We start from the raw sequence: 21,047 nt of genomic DNA, 5'->3' as shown, positions 1-21,047 counted from the left end.
CCAGCGCTCGATCGCCGCCCTGCGCCGCCGTGCCGCTGACCTCGGCTTCGCAATCACCCCGACCGCTGCAGCCGCTTGATCGGCGGCGTCAACGTACATGTTTCTCATGAGCGGAGGGGAAAGCTGAAGGCCTTGCAGCACCCAGCCGCGCCACGGATCGCGCTTGGCACGCATGCGTCAGCACTCCCTCCTGCAAAGGAGGGGAAAGCTGACGCACTCTGCTCCTACAAAGGCGGGAAAGCTGAGGCACTCCCCTCCTGCGAAGGAGGGGCGGGACGCGACTGTGTCGCGGACGGGGTGGTGCTCAACCCGAGATCTAAGCGGACTCGACCTGCACGCGCGCCTGTCCGCCACCGTAAGTCGACAGCGGCGTCAACTCGCCTCCCTTGGCTACGTTGACGGCGCAATACTTGAATTCCGGAATCTTGCCGAACGGATCGAGCGCCGGATTGGTGAGCAGATTCGCCGCCGCCTCGTAGAAGCAGAACGGAATGAAGACGGCACCCTCGGGCGTGCCGTCGTCGGCGCGCGCGTAGAGTGCGATGGCGCCGCGGCGCGAGGTGACCGTGATCACGTCACCCGCCTGCACGCCGAGACGCTGCAGCTCCAGCGGATGCAGCGAGGCGGTCGCCTCGGGCTCGATTGCATCCAGCACGCCGGCTCGGCGCGTCATCGCCCCGGTATGCCAATGCTCGAGCTGCCGCCCGGTGATCAGCACCAGCGGGTATTCGGCATCCGGACGCTCGGCCGCCGGGATGATGTCCGCCGGCACGAAGCGCGCCTTGCCGGTCGCGGTCGGGAATCGATCGATGAACACCACCGGATCGCCCGGGTCGCCTTCGTTGAGACACGGATAGGTCACGCAGCCCTCTTCATCGAGCCGCTCCCAGGTGATGCCCGCGATCGACGGCATCGCCTGGCGCATCTCCTGGAACACGTCGTCGGGGCCGGTGTAGTTCCAGTCCAGCCCCAGGCGCTGCGCCAGCTGCTGGATGATCCACAGGTCCGGCATCGCATCGCCGGGCGCGTCGAGCGCCTGCCGCCCCATCTGCACCATGCGATCGGTATTGATCACGGTGCCGGATTTCTCCGGCCAGGCGGTCGCAGGCAGGATGACATCGGCGTGATAGCAGGTCTCGGTGAGGAAAATCTCCTGCACCACCAGAAAGTCGAGGCTCGCTAGGGCCTCGCGAGCGTGGTGGGCGTCCGGGTCGGACATCGCGGGATTCTCGCCCATGACGTACATGCCGCGGATTTCCTTGGCGATCGCAGCATTGATGATCTCGACCACGGTGAGCCCGCGCTTCTGGTCGAGCTCGGCTCCCCAGAGCGCCGTGAACTTGGCGTGCGCCTGCGGATCGTCGACGAACTGGTAGTCGGGAAAAACCATCGGGATGAGCCCGGAATCCGAGGCGCCTTGCACGTTGTTCTGCCCGCGCAGCGGGTGCAGGCCCGTGCCGGGACGGCCGACCTGGCCGGTCATCAGGCACAGCGCGATCAGGCAGCGCGCGTTGTCGGTGCCGTGCACGTGCTGCGAGATGCCCATGCCCCACAGGATCATCGACCCGCGCGAGGTGGCATAAAGGCGCGCGACTTCCTTGATCGTCTGCGCCGGAATGCCGCAGACGGGCGCCATCGCTTCCGGGCTGAAGCCTTCGACGTTGCGGCGCAGTTCCTCGTAGCCGATGGTGCGGCTGGCGATGAAGGCCTCGTCGACCAGCCCTTCGTGCACGATGGTGTGCATCATCGCGTTCAGCAGCGCAACGTCGGTATCTGCCTTGAACTGCAGGAAGTAGGCCGCGTGCCGCGACAGGTCGGAACGCCGCGGATCGGCATAGACGAGCTTGGTTCCGCGCTTGATGGCGTTCTTGATCCAGGTCGCCGCCACCGGATGGTTCGAGGTCGGGTTGGCGCCGATCAGGAAGATCACTTCGGCGCGCAATACGTCGCTCACCTGGTTGGATACCGCGCCCGAGCCGATGCCTTCGAGCAGCGCAGCCACCGAGGAGGCATGGCACAGGCGCGTGCAGTGATCGACGTTGTTGCTGCCGAAGCCGGTGCGCACGAGCTTCTGGAACAGGTACGCTTCCTCGTTGGTGCCCTTGGCCGAGCCGAAACCCGCGAGCGCGCGCTTGCCGTGCGTATCCCGGATCTCGCGCAGGCGTGCGGCGGTGAGATCGAGCGCCTCCTCCCAGCTCGCCTCGCGGAAGACCTCCAAGGGGTTTGCCGGATCCATCACGAAATCCGCGCTCTTCGGTATGCCGGGCTTGCGGATAAGGGGCCTGGTGAGCCTTTGCGGATGGTTCACGTAGTCGAAGCCGTAGCGGCCCTTCACGCACAGCCGGCCGTGGTTCGATGGCCCATCGCGCCCTTCGACGAAAAGGATCTTGTTGTCCTTGACGTGATAGGTGAGCTGGCAGCCGACGCCGCAGTACGGACACACCGAGTGCACCTGTTGATCGGCGATCTGCATGCCGACGTCGCCCGAAGGCATCAACGCGCCGGTGGGACAGGCTTGCACGCACTCGCCGCAGCCCACGCAGGTGGACGCGCCCATCGGATCGTCCAGATCGAACACCGGTTTCGAATGCTCGCCGCGATAGGCGTAGCCGATCACGTCGTTCACCTGCTCCTCGCGGCACGCGCGCACGCAGCGCGTGCATTGGATGCAGGCATCCAGGTGCACCGAAATGCCGTGGTGCGATTCGTCCGGCGCGGGCTGCGCGCGCGGCATGAAGCGCGGCACGCCGACCTCGAGCTTCTTCGCCCAGTGGTCGAGCTCGCTGTCCAGGCGATACGACTTGTCCGGCATGTCGGTGAGCAGCAGCTCGACCACCAGCTTCTGGGACGCGCGTGCGCGGTCGCTGTCGGTGGTGACTTCCATGCCCGCCGTGGGTTTGCGGCAGCACGCGGGCGCGAGCACCCGTTCGCCCTTGATCTCCACCATGCACGCGCGGCAGTTGCCGTCGGGCCGCATACCGTCCTTGTAGCAGAGGTGCGGGATGTCGAGACCGAAGCGCTTCGCCGTCTGGATGATGGTCTCGCCACCACGGCCTTCCACGTCCTTGCCGTCGAGCTTGAAGCGGATGGTCTCGGGCTTGAGCTCGTCAGAGGTCATCGTATTCATTGGGTCCTCCGCCGGATCATTCGATCTCGTGGGGAAAGTACTTCATTACACATCGCATCGGATTCGGTGCGGCCTGTCCCAGGCCGCAAATCGAGGCGTCCGCCATCACCGTGCAAAGCTCTTCGACCAGCTCCTGGTCCCATATCGGGTCGGCGATCAACGGCAAAGCCTTGGCGGTGCCTGCGCGACACGGCGTGCACTGCCCGCACGACTCATGGGCGAAGAAGCGCATGACGTTCATCGCCGCATCGCGCGCCTTGTCGGCTTGCGACAGGATCACCACCGCGGCCGAGCCGATGAAGCAGCCGTGCGGCTGCAAGGTATCGAAATCCAGCGGCAGCTCGGCCAGGCTCGCCGGCAGGATGCCGCCGGAGGCGCCGCCCGGGAGGTAGGCATAGAGCTCGTGGCCGTCCTGCATGCCGCCGCAATATTCATCGATCAGCTCGCGCACGCTGATGCCCGCGGGCGCGAGATGCACGCCGGGCTTCTTCACCCGCCCCGAAACGGAAAACGAGCGCAACCCCTTGCGGCCGTGACGGCCGTGCGAGGCGAACCACTCCGGCCCTTTCTCCAGGATGTCGCGCACCCAGTACAGGGTCTCCATGTTGTGCTCGAGCGTGGGCCGGCCGAACAGGCCCACCTGCGCGACATAGGGCGGACGCAGCCGCGGCATGCCGCGCTTGCCCTCGATCGATTCGATCATCGCCGACTCTTCACCGCAGATATAGGCGCCCGCGCCGCGGCGCAGGTGGATGACAGGCAATGGGCAAGGCGGATCGGCGCGCAGCCGCTCCAGCTCACGCGTCAGAATATCGCGGCAGCCCGCGTACTCGTCGCGCAGGTAGACATAGCACGCCTCGATGCCGACGCACCAGGCTGCGATCAGCATGCCTTCGAGAAAGCGGTGCGGATCGCGCTCGAGATAGTAGCGGTCCTTGAACGTGCCCGGCTCGCCTTCGTCGATGTTGATCGCAGCCAGGCGCGGCGCCGGCTCGGCGCGAACCAGGCGCCACTTGCGTCCAGCCGGAAATCCGGCGCCGCCGAGACCGCGCAGGCCGGAATGCTCCAGCGCCGTCATGACGGTTTCGGCATCGCGGCTGCCTTCGATGCACTGCTGCAGCAAGCGATAGCCGCCGAGGCCACGGTATTGCGCGTAGTCGATGTAAGACTCGACCGGGCAGCACACCGCGTTCTCGTTCACCCGCGATCTGACCTGCTCGACGTTGGCGCGTGCGACCGGATTCTGCCCGACCACGGCCACCGGCGCCTGTTCACAGCGACCCACGCACGGTGCGGTGATGACGCACACGTCGGCGCCCAGGCTTTGGCGCAGACTGTTCAGCAGCTCATGCGCGCCCGCGAGCTCGCAGGCAATGGAGTCGCACACCCGCACCGTGAGCCGCGCCGGCGCCGGATCGCCTTCCTTCACCACGTCGAAATGGTGATAGAAGGTCGCGACTTCGTAGACCTCCGTGGTCGCGAGCCGCATCTCGCCCGCGAGCGCCACCAGATGCGCGGCCGAGAGATGCCCGTAACGATCCTGGATCTTGTGCAGATGCTCGATCACGTAATCGCGACCGCGCGGCTCATCGCCCAACAGCGCCTGCACTTCGGCCAACGCCTGGGGATCGACCGGCCGGCCCTTGGGAGTCGCGCGTGCACGGCGGCTGCCGCGCTGCGCCGGCTCGAAGTGAACGGGCTTGGTTTCACCCATTTCGATAAACCTCTCGCATGTCTGCTGCGGCTGCCGGCCAAGCCGCTCGCGCCGCTCTCCTCCCTCGGTTTGCGCACGAGCGAGCTTACTGCATATTCCTTCACAGCTCGCTCCCTCACCCCCAACCCCTCTCCCAGAGGGAGAGGGGAGCGTCTCGCGGAAAGTGGCTTGTCAGCCACTTTCCGGATCGTCAAATCGGGATCGACCGGTCGGCACCCTGCCTATAACACCGACTTGAGCAGCTTTCCCATCTCGGCCGGATTGCGGGTGACTTTGATGCCGCACTCCTCCATGACCTCGAGCTTCTCCGCGGCCGTTCCTTTTCCACCGGAGATGATGGCGCCGGCGTGGCCCATGCGCTTGCCGGGCGGCGCCGTCACGCCGGCGATGAAACCCACCACGGGCTTGCGCATGTTCGCCTTGACCCAGCGCGCGGCTTCTTCCTCGTCGCTGCCGCCGATCTCGCCCACCATGATGACCGCTTCGGTCTGCGGATCGTCGTTGAACATGCGCAGCACGTCGACGTGCTTGAGCCCGTTGATCGGATCGCCGCCGGTACCGACGCAGCTCGACTGGCCGAGACCCACGGCCGTCAATTGCCCCACCGCTTCGTACGTGAGCGTGCCCGAGCGCGACACCACGCCGACCGGACCCTTCTTATGGATGTGGCCGGGCATGATGCCGATCTTGAGCTCGTCCGGAGTGATGACGCCGGGGCAATTGGGGCCGATCAGCAGCGTCTTCTTTCCCTGCATGCGGTACTTGGTGCGGATCATGTCGCGCACCGGCACGCCGTCGGTGATGCAGATGACGAGATCCAGCCCGGCATCCACCGCCTCGTCGATGGCGGCCGCGGCATACGGCGGCGGCACGTAGATGACCGAAGCGTTGACGCCGGTCTTCTCCTTTGCTTCGCGCACGGTGTTGAAGATCGGCACACCCTCGAAGCTCTGCCCGCCCTTGCCCGGCGTGACGCCGGCGACATAGCAAGCGTTTCCGTTCGCGTACTTCAGCCCTGCGCTGGTATGGAACTGGCCGGTCTTGCCGGTGATGCCCTGCGTGAGCACGCGGGTGTTCTTATCGATCAGGATCGACATCTCATCTCCCCCCCTTGGCCCCTTTTGCCGCCGCGACCACCTTTTCGGCCGCATCGGCCATGTCGGAAGCCGCGATGGTGGCAAGCCCCGAGTCCGCCAGGATCTTCTTGCCCAGCTCGACGTTGGTTCCTTCCAGCCGCACCACCAGGGGCACTTTCAGCGAGACCTGGCGCGCCGCCTCGACCAGCGCGGTTGCGATCACGTCGCAACGCATGATGCCGCCGAAGATGTTGATCAGGATCGCCTTCAGCTCCGGATTGCGCAGCATGGTCTTGAATGCTTCCACCACCTTCTCGGTGGTCGCGCCGCCGCCGACATCGAGAAAGTTCGCCGGCCGTCCGCCGTAGAACTTGATGATGTCCATCGTCGCCATGGCGAGCCCCGCGCCGTTGACCAGGCAGCCGATGTCGCCTTCGAGCTGGATGTAGCTCAGGCCGTGCTTGGCCGCTTCGACTTCGGCCGGATCTTCTTCGTCCAGATCGCGCAGGGCGACGAGCTCCGGATGACGGAACAGCGCGTTGTCGTCGAAGTTCATCTTCGCATCGAGCGCAAGCACGCGTCCATCGCCGGTCAGGATCATCGGATTGATCTCGGCCAGGCTCGCATCCGTTTCGTCGAACGCCCGATACAGTGCCTTGAAGATCGTGCGCGCGTCGCCCATCGCGGCTTCGGGGATTCCGACGCGGTGCGCGATGTCGTCGGCCTGCGCGTCCGCGAGCCCGGTCACCGGATCGATGGCCACCTTGTGTATCTTCTGCGGCGACTTGGCGGCGACTTCCTCGATATCCACGCCGCCTTCGGCGCTCGCCATCAGCACCACGCGCTGCGATACCCGGTCCACCACCATGCCGAGGTAGTATTCCTTGCGGATGTCCGCGCCTTCCTCGACGAGCAGGCGGCGCACCGTCTGGCCGCCTGGTCCGGTCTGGTGCGTGACGAGCTGCATGCCGAGGATCGCCTTAGCATGTGCGCGCAGCTCCTGTTCGGAGCGCGCGAGCTTGACGCCCCCGCCCTTGCCGCGGCCGCCGGCATGAATCTGCGCCTTGACGACGCATACCTTTGCGTCGAGCTTACGGCCGGCTTCTACCGCTTCGTCCACGCTGAAGCAGGCGATGCCGCGCGGAGTCGGCACGCCGAACTTCCTCAATACCTCTTTAGCCTGGTACTCGTGAATCTTCATGTCGGTTCGATCCGGCCGATGGATGCGGTGAATAGACATTTGGGCCGCGGTTCAATCTAATCGATCGGTGCACGGATGCACCTTGACCGCGGTCAATTCTGCACATCATGAAGCGAGCGCGTAGCGCGAATGGGCGACGGTCGCACGCCGCGAATGCGATTCGCAATCGGGCTAGCCGCTGACGGGAGAGACGCCACGATGCGCGCATCCCCACTCGCGCCCTGGAACCGGGCGTCTCTTCCCTCATCCCCAGCCCTTCTCCCGGCGGGAGAAGGGAGCGTCCAGTGCCCGCTGGGGCGGGCAGGTTCCTGGGTAGAAGCACGCACCAATCGCAAACAGTATAGCAACGGTTTCGAAATCCGACGCAACATCGGGAAGCGTCGCCGTTTCCGCGAGGGCGAAGGCGAGAACGACCGGCACACCGGGTCAGGGCGAGGTCATCGACCCTTACCGATCATCGAAGGCACGGGAGAGTGCGACGGCCTGTTGCGGGCGGCCACATTGCGCCGCCGCGCATCGATGCGGCCGAAACGATTCGAACGAGGAGCGCGAATATCGGCCGTTGCAGCCGTTGCAGCCGGTTCAGTCCCGACAAGGACCACGACCCAGGGCGCGGGTGACTACGTAGAGTACACCCCGGATGCTCGAATCGAGCGCATCGACGGCTCGACCGGCCAATTCGCAGGCGCTCACGTAAAGCTGCGCGAATGCACGATACACGATGTTGGTGCGACGCACCATGACCTACGTACGGAGCGGCGTAAAACGACTGGGAAAGTGACGCGCGAATGCCGATTGCACTGCAGCATAAGGGCAAAAAAAAGCGCAGCCTCAAGGGCTGCGCTTAAATCCACCAAAGGAGGAGGTTTTGGAGGAAACGTCGGACTGGCATCCAACGTGAGGTCATTATGCCGCAGCCCGAGAACCGGTGCAAGCCCTTTTTGCTGCTACGCAATAAGCGCTGGGATTCGCATCTTCAGGCTCGCGATCGTCATGCACTGCAATTCCTCTCACGTTCATTCGCGCACCGAGCGCGTCACCGAGAATAGTTCTCTCAGCGCACGATCAGCACGGGTACCTTGGCGTGGCTGAGAACCTTTCGCGTTTCGCTCCCCAGCAGCATCGACATGATGCTGCGGCGGCCGTGGGAGGTCATGATGATCAGATCGCAGTCGCGCTGCTCGGCCGTCTTCACGATCTCGTCATACGGGTGGTCGCTGGTGGCGCGCACCGTGTCGCACGGAACCATCGCCTCCTGCGCCACGCCGCGGATGAATCCCAGGTAGTCCTCGGCCTTGGCCAGCGCTTCGCGTTCGATCTTTTCTTCCGTGGCCGGATCGAACGCGCCTTCGTACGCGATCATGAGGTGGAAATCGGGAACGACGTGAATTCCGGTGATTCGAGCGCCGTGCAGCTTGGCGAGATCCACGGCAAAACGGGCTGCCTGTTCCGATCGATCCGACCCGTCGGTCGGCACCAGCATGTGCTTGAACATGACGCCTCCTCTACGGCTTCGTGCCTCAGTCGGCGAAGTCGATCGTGCCGGAGCACGCGGCAAGGCAAATGTTCCACGGCCCCCAACGCAAAGTCAACGTTTACACCGCTGCGCCGATGGTCTGGACCCCTCCGCGACTCGCAACGTACGTGGCCACATCAAGGCCCTTCGTCGGACGGCGTTCGCAACTTGCGCGCCGTATAGACCTTGGCCGGATGCTCGGCCAGCGCCTTCTCGTCGATGTCCACGCCGAGCCCCGGCGCGGTCGGCAGATCGATGTAGCCGTTGCGCGGCTTCAACTGGTTGGGCGAGACCTTGTCGCCGAACTCGACGAAGGGCAGGAAGTATTCGGTGATGATGAAGTTCGGCATGGTTGCGGAGGCGTGCACCGTCGAGGCCAATCCGAGCACAGTCGAGTTGTAGTTGTGCGGCGATACCGCGATGAAATAGGGCTCGGCCATCGCGGCGATCTCCTTCAGCTCCAGGATGCCGCCCACGCAGGCGACATCGGGATTGATGATATCCGCGGCGCGACGCTCGAACAGCGGCCGGAACCCCTGCTTGAGATAGGTAGCCTCGCCGATCACGATCGGCAGCCCCGTCGCCTGCCGGATCTCGGCCAGCGCTTCCGCGTTCTCGGCGGCGCACGGCTCTTCCAGCCAATAGAGATCGAACTCCTTCAGGCGCAGATCGAGACGGATCGCGTGCATCGGCGCAAGCCGCCGGTGCTGCTCGATCAGCAAGTCGACTTTCGGGCCGACCGCCTCGCGCACCGCTTTTACGACGGCAACCGCGCGATCCTCGTGCTCCTTCGGTATGAAGCTGCGCCACGGCGACGGCAACGGATCGAACTTCATCGCATCGAATCCCGCCGCCACCACCTTCTCGGCCGCGCGTGCATAGTCGGCCGGCTCCTTCATACCGTAGCTCCAGCCGTTGGCGTAAACCCGGATGCGATCGCGCACGCGGCCCCCGAGCAGGTTGTAGACCGGCTGCTTCAGCGCCTTGCCGACGATGTCCCACAGCGCCTGCTCGATGCCCGAGATGGCGCAGAAGAGCTCGAGCGAGCCGCGCCGGGCGGCGTAGTCGTCGAACGCGAACTGGGTGAAATGCTTGATATCGAAGGGCGTCCGCCCAACGAGATAAGGCCCCAGGGCATTGATCTGCGCGAGCACCGGCTGGTCGCGGTCGTACTGCGAGTACGCTTCACCCCAGCCGTGGATACCGGCGTCCGTCTCCACCTTCACGAATACCAGATTCTTGCGCCAGCCCGGGTGCACGCCGTAACCGCTGATCTTGGTGATCTTCATCGTCGCTCCTCTCTCTCATGCGCATGCAGCCGCAGGATACCGTGCGCGCGCGCACGCGGTTTGCCAATCAACGCTTCAACGCTTCGGCGGCAGCCGGTCGGTGGGTTCACGCCGGAACTCGCCTTCGATGACTCCCGGCGGCGCCTCGCCGTCGAGCGGAGGCCCTTTCGGCAGCGGCCACAGCAGCAACAGCACGGCCAGCACATCGGTGATCACGCCGGGAAAGATGAGCAGCAGGCCCGCGACCACGCTGCGCGCGCTGGCAAGGAGCGCCCCGATCGGAGAGCGCTGGCTGCGCAGGCTCCCGGCGATGCGCAGGGCCCAGACGAGCTTTTCCATGCGGATCAGCAACACGCCGCACACCACCGCCAGCACCAGCCAGGCGATGACCCACCAGCCGAAGCGCTCGCCGAGACGAAACAGCAACCAGCCCTCGAGGACCGGGAACGCAAGCAGGGCGGCAAGTACCAGGAGAACGCGGATCATCGCGGTTACACCGACATGCGCCGGCAGATCGGACGAACACGGATCATCGGACTCGACTCACACCGACATGCGCCAGGAGATCGGGGGAACACGGATCATTCGACTCACGCGGGCATGCACCGGGAACGCAGACCGAGCAGTTCTCCGATGCGTTCGCCCGCCTTGAGCCCCGATCCGGTCAGCACCAGCACGGTGGTTTGCTGTGGCGTGATGGCGCCGCTGGCGATGAGCTGCGAGAGTCCGGCGGCTGCCGCTGCCGAAGTCGGCTCGACGTAGAGACCCTGGCGCGCGAGCTGTGCGAGCGCGGCGCCGATCTCGTCCTCGCTCACCGCGACGATGGAGCCGCCGCAATCGCGCACCGCGCGCAAGACTTCGCGCACGCGCGTGGGCTTCGACGATGCGATGCCTTCGGCAACGGTCGGCTTGATCTCGGTCGGCACGAGCCGCTCTTCGCCGGCGGCGAACGCATGGAAGTACGGCGCGCAGTTGGCTGCCTGCACGCCGAACACGCGCGGCAACGCTTCGATCTCGGAGTTGCCCAGAAGCTCGCGAAAGCCGTGATCGCAGCCCAGTACGTTCGCCCCGTAGCCCAGCGGCACGACGACGTTGTCCGGAGCGCGAAAGCCGAGCTGCTCCCACAGCTCGTAGGCGAGCGTCTTGGTGCCCTCGGCAAAGAACGCCTGCCAGTTGTGGCTCGCGTAGAAGATCTCGGCTGACATGGCCAGGGCTGCATCGGCCACGTCCTGGCGCGTCCCCGCGATCGTCACCACGTCGGCGCCGCTCGCCGCCATCTGAACAATCTTCGGATACGAAGCCGTTTCCGGCACCAGGATGCGCGCCTGCATGCCCGCCGCCGCCGCGTAAGCCGCCAGCGAAGCGCCCGCGTTACCGGACGAATCCTCCAGCACGCGCGTGATGCCGTGGCCCTTCAAGTACGAGATCATCACCGTCATGCCGCGATCCTTGAACGACCCGGTCGGCATCATGAGCTCGAGCTTCGCCCGCATCGCGATCCCGTCCCAGTGCGCTGCGATCAGCGGCGTGCAGCCCTCCCCCATGCTGACCGCGTGGGCACGCTCCACGCGTATGGCGGCAGCATAGCGCCATACCGATCGGCAACCCGCATCGATGTCGCCGCGGCGAAGGCCCGCGCCGGGCGTCAGGTTGAGGTGACTGCCGCCGGGGGAGCGCCATAGCGGTCGCTCGACCGGGTAGGTCGATCCGTCCGCGGCATCGACGTAGCGGACGTCCATGCGCGGCTCAGGCGCCGCGGCGCGACCACTCCGCGGCCAGCTCCAGGACGCGGTCGACGTCGTGCTCGGTGTTGTAGAGATGCAGCGACAAGCGCAGCACCCCGCGCCGGATCGAGAGTTTCACCCGGTGCTCGGCCAGATGATCGTGCAGCGACTGCATGCGCGCATCGCCCGTGGAATCGTGTCCGCCCTGGCTGAGTCTGCCTACGGTAACGATGTGCGCGAGATGCGGTCCCGGCTCGCCGCCGCCCACCGGCAGTCCCAGCGCCAGCAGGCCGCGCGCCAGCCGATGCGACAAGCCCAGCACGTAATTCTCGATCGCCTCCTGGCCGAATCCCGCCAGGTACTCCAGAGTGCTGTCGGCGTTCAACGCGGCGGTGAAGTTGTAGTTGCCGAGATCGAAGCGGCGCGCCCCGCCGGCCAGGCGATACTCGAAGCTGCCGAGATCGGCCTCGGAGGCATCGCCCAGATCGACGCCGAAGCGCGACAGGTAGGCGGGCTGCAGCCGGTCCGCGATCTCGCGCCGGCAGTAGAGAAAGCCCATGCCGTAGAGCCCGAGCAGCCCTTTTTGCGTCGAGGCCGCGAGCGCATCGATGTTGAGGCTGGCGACATCGTTGTCGAGCACGCCCACCGACTGGGCCGCATCGACCACCAGCATGACACCGCGACTGCGGCAGGCCGCGCCCAGCGTCGCGAGATCGGTGCGGAAACCCGGTGCGAACGAAACCGTCGCGCAAGTCAGCACCCGCGTGCGTGCATCGATGCGAGCAATCGCTTCCTCCACCGGCAGCGTGCCTAAGCGCGGTGCGACCATGCGGATTTCCACGCCGCGGCGCTGCAGGTTGAGCCAGGCGTAGACGTTGGCCGGATGCTCGATCTCGGGGCAGATGACGAGGTTGTCGCCGGAGCGCCAATCGATCGAGGCCGCGATCGCGGCGAGGCCTTCGGTCACGTTCTTGGTGAACGCGATCTCGTCGGCGCCAGCATGCAGATGCTGCGCGAAGCGGCCGCGCACGCGCTCGATCATGTCGAAATAGCCGTACTTGTCGAGCTCGGCGTGCATGCGCTCGTCCAGATGCGCGACCAGCGCATCGCGCGCGAAGCGCGGCAGGAGGCCGCGCGCCGATACGTCCATGTAAGTCCAGCGTTCGGTCGCCGGAAAGTCGCGATACGCCTGCGCTAGTTCGGTCGTCATGAATCTCGCCTCGTCATCGGAAGTACCCGATTTGGCCAATTTCCGCACACGCTCCCCTCTCCCTCCGGGAGAGGGGCTGGGGGTGAGGGAAATCGTGCGCATGACGCATAATTTTCCCTCACTTGCAGTGCGCGCATCGGCAGGCAGGCCGATGCCGTTCGGCCGGCGCGGACCATGGTCCGCGAATTCCCGGCCTCACCCCTCGATCCCTCTCCCGGAGGGAGAGGGAAGACAACCGTACACCTTGGGACAAACATACAAGGGGCTGAGGGTGAGGGGAGCGAGCCATTAGGCTCTTACCGGACGCTCGCCAGCAACCCGCTCCTCGAGCTGGTCGCGCCGGCGCGCCTCGAGATCGCGCCCGGCCGGATCGCCGCAGCCCCCGCCGCCTGGCGTTGCGATACGCAGCACACTGTCGCGCGGAAGCGCGATCTCGCCCGCGGCCGACGGCAGCTTGCGCTCGTCGGCTGCCCCGGGATTGAACACGAACTCGCCCGCGCGCCCTGCCCGGCCGCCCGCCAGGCCCTCGGCCGGCACGTGCTGGCGCTCCGAGGAGAGGCTTACCGTCACGTCGTCGGCGAGGATGCGATAGTCGCGCACCACGCCCATGCCGCCGCGATACGTGCCCGCGCCGCCGGAATCGTCCCACAACGCGTAGCGCTCGACGCGAAACGGATAGGCGTGCTCCAACGCTTCCACCGGAAGGTTCGAAGCGCCGGAAGCGTGCACGCGCACCGCGTCGACGCCGTCGCGATAAGGCCTCGCCCCCATGCCGCCGGCGACGGTTTCGTAGTTGACGAAAAACTCGCCGCTGCGCGGATCGGTGCCCGAGAGCACGATGAGGTGATGCGGGCCGCTGCGCGCCAGCGCTTTCTCCGGCATCGCCTGCGAAAGCGCGGCGGCGATGACGTCGCCGAGCACGCCGCAGGAGATCGAGCGCGCGCCGACCGCGGCAGGCGGCGTCGGGCCGACGACGGTTCCCGGCTCGGTTGCAACCGACAGGGTGCGATAGTAGCCCGCATTGGCGGGCACGTCCGGATCGAGCAGGCTCTTCGCCACCGTGTACACGGTGGCGAGCAATGCCCGCTGCGGGATGTTGCGGGCGCTTTGAAGCTGGCGGCCCGAGCCGGCGAAGTCGAAATGGAGCTGCCCTTCGCCGACGGTCAGCGTGAGCTTGATCTGCGTGCGGCTGCCCTCGCTGTCCCCGTCCAGATAGTCCTCCGCCGAATACCGGGAGCGCGGCAGGCGTGCGATTGCCGCGCGGAAGCGGCGCTCGGTGAAGTCGAGGTAGGCCGCGATGATGGCCTCGGCTTGCGCGACGCCGTAACGCTGCAGCAAGCCGCTCACGGCCCGCATGCCGACCACGTTGGCAGCGAACTGGGCTTTCAGGTCGCCTCTTCGCTCCTGCGGCGTGCGCGAATTGAGCAGGATCAGCTCGATCAGGTCGCGCTCGGGCTCGCCCGCACGCACGATCCTCACCGGCGGGATGCGCAAACCCTCCTGGAAGATCGTCTTGCACACCGCCGCTTCGCTCCCGGGTACCATGCCGCCCACGTCGGCGTGATGTGCGATGTTGGCGACGTAGGCCACGATCCGCCCTTCGGCGAACACGGGCGCGATCACGTTGATGTCGGGCAGGTGCGATCCGCCGCCGTTGTAGGGGTCGTTGGCGGCGAACATGTCGCCCGGATGGATCTCGTCGGGCCGGAAACGCGCGCGAATCTCGTCCACCGCACCGACCATCGAGCCGAGGTGAATCGGCACGCGCTGCGCGAGCGCCACGACCTGGCCGGCGGCGTCGAAGATCGCGCTCGAGCAATCGGCGCGCTCCTTGATGTTGGGCGAGAACGCGGTGCGCATCAAGGTTGCGCTCATCTCCTCCGCAGCGGCCAGGAGATGGCGCGCGATCACTTCGGCCCGAATCGGGTCTACGCGCTTGTCCATCGCGCTCCTATGCGCTCGTTCATTGCGCATCCTGCGGCTGCGCACTCGACGCGAGCTTCAGGTGCATGGCCCCGCTCGCATCGACCCGAAACGCGGCCCTGGGCGGCACCACCGTGGTTGTGTCCATCTGCTCGATGATGAGCGGTCCGTCGAACTCGGTTCCGGCCGGCAGCAGATCGCGCTTGTACACGGGGGTGTTGGCGAAGCCAGCTTCGGGAAACCAGACGCTGCGCGTCTCGATGAGCGCCCGCAGCACATTGCCGCCGGAGGCCGGCCGTTCCAGCGGCGGCTGCGGCCGCGCCACCGTGACCACTACGCGCAGATTGACGATCTCCACGGGCTGCCCCGCCATGTCGTAGCCGTAGAACTCGCGGTGGCGCCGGTGGAACGCCTCGATCACCTCCTCCAGCGTCAGGGGGAAAACGTTCGCCGAAGGACACGGCTGGATCAGCTCGAAATTCTGGCCGACATAGCGCAGATCGAGCGACCACTCGTATTGCGCAGGCGCATTCTCGCCGGCCTCGCCCGCAAGCCACGTCTCGGCCTGCGCCCGCAATTGGGCAAAGCCCGCGTTGATCGCGCCGAGATTGGCCGCTTCGGCGCGCATGAATCGCGTTAGGCTGAAGTCGCCGCGGATGTCCGCATGCAGCAAGCCGATGGCCGACAGCAACCCGGGACGCGGCGGGACGATGACGCGGCCGATGCCCATGCTGCGGGCGATATCGGCTGCGTGCAGCGGACCGGCGCCGCCGAAGGCAACCAGCGCGAACTCGCGCGGGTCTTCCCCCTGCTCGACCGAGATCACGCGCACCGCGCCCATCATGTTGGCATTGACGATATCGAGGATGCCCGCGGCGGCGGCGAACAGGTCCACGCCGAGGGAAGCGCACAGCTCTTTTTCGATCGCGGCGCGCGCACGCGTGGGATACACCACCATGCGTCCGCCGAGCAGCGTCTTCGGATTGAGCCGGCCGAGGACGACGTTGGCATCGGTCACGGTGGGACGCGTCCCGCCGCGGCCATACGCCGCCGGGCCCGGAACGGCGCCCGCGCTCATCGGCCCGACCTTGAGCAGCCCGCCGGGATCGACCCAGGCGATGCTGCCGCCGCCGGCGCCGATGGTATGGATGTCGATGGTTCGGGTGCGCACCGGAAATCCACCCATGTCGCGCTGGCTCTTCTGCGCCGGCGTCAACGCGCGGATGAGGCACACGTCGGTCGACGTGCCGCCCATGTCGAACGCGATCAGGTCCTCGACGCCGAGCTGCTTGCCCAGACCGCGCGTGCCCACCACCCCGCCCGCCGGCCCCGAGAAGAACGTATTGACCGGCATGCGCCGCACGGCGGCCGGCGATACGGCGCCACCGTTGGATTGCATTACCCGAGGCGCGGCCGTCACGCCGAGCGCGCGCACACCCTGCTCGAAGCGTTCCATATAGCGATCCATGATCGGCATGAGGCTCGCGTTCACCGCGGTGGTGGCGAAGCGCTCGAATTCGCGAAACTCGGCCAGCACCTCGTGCGAGGCGCACACGTAGGCATCGGGCCACACCTCGCGCAGCGCCTCGCGCGCGATCCGCTCGTGAGTGGCGTTGGCGTAAGAATGCAGGAAGCACACGGCCACGGCTTCCATGCCTTTCGAGCGCAGCAACGCGGCGGCCCGGCACACCTGGTCTTGGTCGACGGGCGCGAGCACCCGCCCGCTGTGATCGACACGCTCGTCGATTTCGATTCGGCAGTCACGGGTCGCCGGCGGCAGCGGCTTCGGCACATCGAGATTGAAGTAGTGCGGCCGGCGCTGGCGCGCGAGCTCGAGCACGTCGCGGAATCCTGCCGTGGTCACCATGCCGGTGCGCGCGGTCTTGCCCTCGAGCACGGCGTTGGTTGCGAGCGTGGTGCCCAGCACCAGAAAGGCGATCTCCGCGCACGAGCCGCCCGCCTGCTCCACGATCTCCTGGATGCCCTGCAGGATGCCCAGGGACGGATCCTCGGTGGTCGTCGGCAGCTTGTAGTAACGGTAGTCGCCGCGACCGATATCGACCAGCACGATATCGGTGAACGTGCCGCCGGTATCGATACCGATCCAAAATCGGCTCATCGGGCAATAACTGGGGAAGGTGGCGCGAGCGAGGAAGAATAGCACGCGGGCGGAGCCGAACCAACCGGGTGCGGACGCCGGGTGCGGACGCAGCCGCGGCGTATACTGCGCCGATTCGTACGCTGCGATGGCAAGCCGTGGGCGCGGGCACGAGGCAGGCGAGCCGGTGCTGCGATCGCCGGCGGCGTTTGGTTCACCGGCACACACACGCGATCTTCACGACGCGCATCTGTTTCACCCGCATCTGTTTCACCCGCATCTGTTTCACCCGCATCTGTTTCACCCGCATCTGTTTCACCCAACGGAGACGACCCATGAACTACCCAGGAAGCTGTCACTGCGGCCGGATCGCCTTCACCGTCGAGGGCGAATTGAAGGAGCTTCTCGAGTGCAACTGCTCGATCTGCACCAAGCGCGGATCGTTGTTGTGGTTCGTCCCGCGCGATCGCTTCGAGCTGCAAACGCCGGCGGCGAACGTTGCCACCTACACGTTCAACAAGCACCGGATCAAGCACCACTTCTGCGGCGTGTGCGGAGTTGCGCCGTACGCCGAGGCCACCGATCCGCAGGGCAATGCGATGGCGGCGGTGAACGCGCGCTGCCTCGACGGCACCGACCTCGCGGCCCTGCCGCGCAAGCCGTTCGACGGACGCAGCTCGTAGCGCATCTGCCGCAATCCCGGAAAGGACGACCATGCCCTCATCGGACTTGCCGGCCGCTGCCCGGGCTCTCGACGTGCCGCCGCGTGCGCAGGCTTCGAACTACCCGGAACCGTTCGCAGCGCGCATGGCAGGGCGGCAGAAGCGCGCGCTGGGTAATTACTTCGGCCTGACGAACTTCGGCGTCAACCTCACCCGCCTCGGGCCCGGAGCGGTTTCCGCGCTCAGGCACGCGCACTCGGCGCAGGACGAGCTCGTCTACGTGCTGCAGGGCACCGCGACGCTCAAGACCGACCGCGGCGAGGTCGAGCTGCGCCCCGGGATGTGCGCCGGCTTCAAGGCGGGCAGCGGCAACGCCCACCAGCTGGTGAACCGCGGCATCGACGACGTGCTGTATCTGGAAGTCGGCGATCGGACCGCGGGCGATTCGATCGTCTATCCGGACGACGACATCCAGGCCGGCACCGATGCCACGGGCGAGCGGCGCTTCGTCCACAAGGACGGCACGCCGTATTGATGGCCTTCGGCGAGACAGACCACCTTCGGCGAGACAGACCACCCCGTCCGCGACACTGTCGCGTCCCGCCCCTCCTCGACGAGGAGGGGACCTACCAGACCCTCCCCTCCTCCTCGTCGAGCGGACGAACTAGACCCTTCCCCTCCTCTCACGAGGAGGGGTGCCCGCGCCAGCGGGCGGGGTGGTGTGGTTCTCGGATGGTGTGGTTCTCGGATGGTGTGGTTCTCGGATGGTGTGGTTCTCGGGGAGCTTTGGTTCTCGGGTAGTGTGGTGCCCGACCTGCTAACGCTTGCGCACGCAATCGACGTACGAGCGCATGTGCCCGCCGATCTCATCCTCCACCAGCCCGTGGATGTCGGTGTGGAAGCCGGGAAACTGCTCGTTGAAGTTGCGCGCGAACTTCAGGTACTCGACGATCGTCTTGTTGAAGCGCTCGCCCGGGATGAGCAGCGGTATGCCGGGTGGATACGGCGTCACCAGCGCGCAGGTTACCCGCCCTTCCAACTGGTCGATCTCGACCCGGTCGATCTCCCGGTGCGCCATGGCAGCGAACGCGTCCGAAGGCTTCATCGCCGGCTGCATGTCCGAGAGGTACATCTCGGTGGTCACCCGCGCCACGTCGTGGGCCCGATATGCCTCGTGAATCTGTTGCGACAGGTCGCGCAGCCCCACCCGCTCGTAGCGCGGGAAGCGCTGGCAGAACTCGGGCAGGATGCGCCACATCGGCTGGTTCTTGTCCCAATCGTCCTTGAACTGCTGCAGCGCCGCCACCAGCGTGTTCCAGCGTCCCTTGGTGATGCCGATGGTGAACATGATGAAAAACGAATACAGCCCGGTCTTCTCCACGATGACGCCGTGCTCGGCGAGATAGCGCGTGAGGATCGAGGCCGGAATGCCGGTCTTGGCGAAGCGCCCGGACACGTCGAGCCCGGGCGTGATGACCGTGGCCTTGATCGGATCGAGCATGTTGAACCCGGTCACGAGGTTGCCGAAGCCGTGCCATTTCTCGTTCGCGCGCAGCAGCCAATCCTCGCGCGAGCCGATCCCCTCGGGGGCAAGGCGCTCCGGTCCCCATACCTTGAACCACCAGTCGCGGCCCCACTCGCTGTCGATCTTGCGCATCGCGCGGCGGAAATCCAGAGCCTCCATGATCGACTCCTGCACCAGCGCCGTGCCGCCCGGCGGCTCCATCATCGCCGCCGCCACGTCGCACGAGGCGATGATCGAGTACTGCGGGCTGGTCGAGGTGTGCATCATGTACGCCTCGTTGAAAATGTGCCGGTCGAGCTTGTCCTTGTTGGACTCCTGCACCAGGATCTGCGAGGCCTGCGAGATCCCGGCGAGCAGCTTGTGGGTGGAGTGCGTGGCGAAGATGAGCCCCTCCTGCGGCCGCGGCCGGTTCGGTCCGATCGCGTGCATGTTCGCGTAGTAGTCGTGAAATGCTGCGTGCGGCAGCCAGGCCTCGTCGAAATGCAGGTTCTCGACCGCGTTGCCGAGCGTCTCCTTGATCATCTCGACGTTGTACATCACGCCGTCGTAGGTCGACTGCGTGATCGTCAGGATGCGCGGGCGCTTGTGCTTGGCCTCGCGCGCGAACGGGTTGGCCTCGATCTTGCGCTGGATCGACTCGGGCCGGAACTCCTCCAGCGGGATCGGACCGATGATGCCCAGATGGTTGCGGGTCGGGGTCAGGAACACCGGGATCGCACCCGTCATGGTGATCGCGTGCAGGATCGACTTGTGACAGTTCCGGTCCACGACCACGATGTCGCCCGGCGCCACGGTCGAGTGCCATACCATCTTGTTCGAGGTCGAGGTGCCATTGGTGACGAAGTAGCAGTGGTCGGCGTTGAAGATGCGCGCGGCGTTGCGCTCGGAAGCCGCGACCGGACCGGAGTGATCCAGCAGCTGGCCCAGCTCCTCGACCGCATTGCAGACATCCGCACGCAGCATGTTCTCGCCGAAGAACTGGTGGAACATCTGTCCCACGGGGCTTTTCAGGAACGCGACACCGCCCGAGTGGCCGGGGCAGTGCCAGGAGTAGGAACCGTCCTGTGCGTACTCCACCAGCGCGCGGAAGAACGGCGGCGCGAGCGAGTCGAGATAGCTCTTGGACTCGCGGATGATGTGGCGCGCGACGAACTCCGGCGTGTCCTCGAACATGTGGATGAAGCCGTGCAGCTCGCGCAGGATGTCGTTCGGGATGTGGCGCGAGGTGCGCGTCTCGCCGTAGAGGTAGATCGGAATCTCGGCGTTGCGGAAGCGGATCTCCTTGATGAAGGCGCGCAGCGACTTGAGCGCCTCCATCACCTCCTCCACCGACCCCTGGCCCAGCTCTTCGTCGTCGATCGACAGGATGAAGGCCGAGGCGCGCGATTGCTGCTGGGCGAACTGCGACAGGTCGCCATACGAGGTCACGCCGAGCACTTCGAACCCCTCGGCTTCGATGGCTTGCGCGAGCGCGCGAATGCCCAGGCCCGACGTGTTTTCGGACCGGAAATCTTCGTCGATGATGACGATCGGAAAGCGGAATTTCACTTTGGCGTACCTGCTCCGGATGGCGGCGAATGCGCAAAGGCGGCGGATGGGACAGCGCGATCCAGGAGGGGACCCTGGAGAAGGCGCAATGATCGTTGATATTGACCTCGAGGTCACGACCGAATTCAGAAATTTTTGAGCCGCAGAAACCACACCACCCCGGCGCTGCGCGCCACCCCTCCTCATGAGAGGAGGGGAAGGGTTGATCACTGCACTCCTTGTCAGGCGGGCTGGACGCGACAGCGTTGCGGACGGGATGGTCTCTCCCTCCTGACCGAGAGGGGCTGGACGCGACAGCGTTGCGGACGGGATGGTCCCTCTCCTGCGGCGAAAGAAGTCAAGCGCACGAAGGGGCTGGACGCGACAGGGTTGCGGACGGGGTGGTCTCTCCCCTCCTGACCGAGGAGGGGCTGGACGCGACAGGGTTGCGGACG

14 protein-coding genes are annotated in these 21,047 nt (G+C 66.0%); 2 read left to right on the top strand and 12 right to left on the bottom strand.

Annotated features, from left to right (window positions below; genetic code table 11):
* Positions 1–316 precede the first annotated feature (316 nt).
* The 11 genes from GEV05_21040 to GEV05_20990 form a co-directional block, all read right to left on the bottom strand.
* Entirely contained in the window at positions 317–3,127 is a 2,811-nt protein-coding gene (locus GEV05_21040) for a formate dehydrogenase subunit alpha (GenBank protein MPZ45823.1), read from the bottom strand.
* Positions 3,128–3,143: 16 nt separating this feature from the next.
* Positions 3,144–4,841 (bottom strand): NADH-quinone oxidoreductase subunit F, encoded by a 1,698-nt coding sequence (locus GEV05_21035; GenBank protein ID MPZ45822.1) that lies wholly within the window; start codon positions 4,839–4,841, stop codon positions 3,144–3,146.
* A gap of 221 nt (positions 4,842–5,062) precedes the next feature.
* On the bottom strand, positions 5,063–5,938 hold the full coding sequence (gene sucD / locus GEV05_21030) for a succinate--CoA ligase subunit alpha (GenBank protein MPZ45821.1): 876 nt from the start codon (positions 5,936–5,938) through the stop codon (positions 5,063–5,065).
* Between the two features lies 1 nt (position 5,939).
* A complete protein-coding gene (gene sucC, locus GEV05_21025) occupies positions 5,940–7,118 on the bottom strand; it encodes an ADP-forming succinate--CoA ligase subunit beta (GenBank protein MPZ45820.1) in 1,179 nt (392 codons plus the stop codon).
* A gap of 1,054 nt (positions 7,119–8,172) precedes the next feature.
* Entirely contained in the window at positions 8,173–8,613 is a 441-nt protein-coding gene (locus GEV05_21020) for a universal stress protein (GenBank protein MPZ45819.1), read from the bottom strand.
* Positions 8,614–8,771: 158 nt separating this feature from the next.
* Positions 8,772–9,923 (bottom strand): mandelate racemase/muconate lactonizing enzyme family protein, encoded by a 1,152-nt coding sequence (locus GEV05_21015; GenBank protein ID MPZ45818.1) that lies wholly within the window; start codon positions 9,921–9,923, stop codon positions 8,772–8,774.
* Positions 9,924–9,998: 75 nt separating this feature from the next.
* Positions 9,999–10,409: a hypothetical protein gene (locus GEV05_21010; protein ID MPZ45817.1), complete on the bottom strand. Its 411-nt coding sequence runs from the start codon at positions 10,407–10,409 to the stop codon at positions 9,999–10,001.
* A gap of 104 nt (positions 10,410–10,513) precedes the next feature.
* The gene (locus tag GEV05_21005; protein ID MPZ45816.1) at positions 10,514–11,662 is read right to left on the bottom strand and encodes a pyridoxal-phosphate dependent enzyme; all 1,149 of its coding nucleotides are present in this window, start codon (positions 11,660–11,662) and stop codon (positions 10,514–10,516) included.
* Between the two features lie 7 nt (positions 11,663–11,669).
* On the bottom strand, positions 11,670–12,959 hold the full coding sequence (locus GEV05_21000) for an aminotransferase class V-fold PLP-dependent enzyme (protein MPZ45815.1): 1,290 nt from the start codon (positions 12,957–12,959) through the stop codon (positions 11,670–11,672).
* Positions 12,960–13,145: 186 nt separating this feature from the next.
* The gene (locus GEV05_20995; protein MPZ45814.1) at positions 13,146–14,831 is read right to left on the bottom strand and encodes a hydantoinase B/oxoprolinase family protein; all 1,686 of its coding nucleotides are present in this window, start codon (positions 14,829–14,831) and stop codon (positions 13,146–13,148) included.
* On the bottom strand, positions 14,821–16,899 hold the full coding sequence (locus GEV05_20990; protein ID MPZ45813.1) for a hydantoinase/oxoprolinase family protein: 2,079 nt from the start codon (positions 16,897–16,899) through the stop codon (positions 14,821–14,823). Before GEV05_20990 ends, GEV05_20995 begins: the two co-directional genes overlap by 11 nt.
* Before the next feature lie 314 nt (positions 16,900–17,213).
* Here GEV05_20990 and GEV05_20985 point away from each other — a divergent pair, with 314 nt between their 5' ends.
* Positions 17,214–17,561, top strand: a complete 348-nt coding sequence (locus GEV05_20985; GenBank protein ID MPZ45812.1) for a GFA family protein — start codon at positions 17,214–17,216, stop codon at positions 17,559–17,561.
* Positions 17,562–17,592: 31 nt separating this feature from the next.
* Positions 17,593–18,075: a cupin domain-containing protein gene (locus tag GEV05_20980; protein ID MPZ45811.1), complete on the top strand. Its 483-nt coding sequence runs from the start codon at positions 17,593–17,595 to the stop codon at positions 18,073–18,075.
* A 282-nt stretch (positions 18,076–18,357) separates the two neighbouring features.
* On the opposite strand, the gene GEV05_20975 is transcribed toward GEV05_20980, so the two are convergent.
* On the bottom strand, positions 18,358–20,613 hold the full coding sequence (locus GEV05_20975) for a lysine decarboxylase (GenBank protein ID MPZ45810.1): 2,256 nt from the start codon (positions 20,611–20,613) through the stop codon (positions 18,358–18,360).
* Between the last annotated feature and the right edge of the window lie 434 nt (positions 20,614–21,047).

This window comes from Betaproteobacteria bacterium, assembly GCA_009377585.1.
In the GTDB taxonomy this organism is placed as follows: domain Bacteria; phylum Pseudomonadota; class Gammaproteobacteria; order Burkholderiales; family WYBJ01; genus WYBJ01.
Note: the sequence above shows the minus strand (reverse complement) of the source record. Positions and strands in the feature narration are given on the sequence as shown.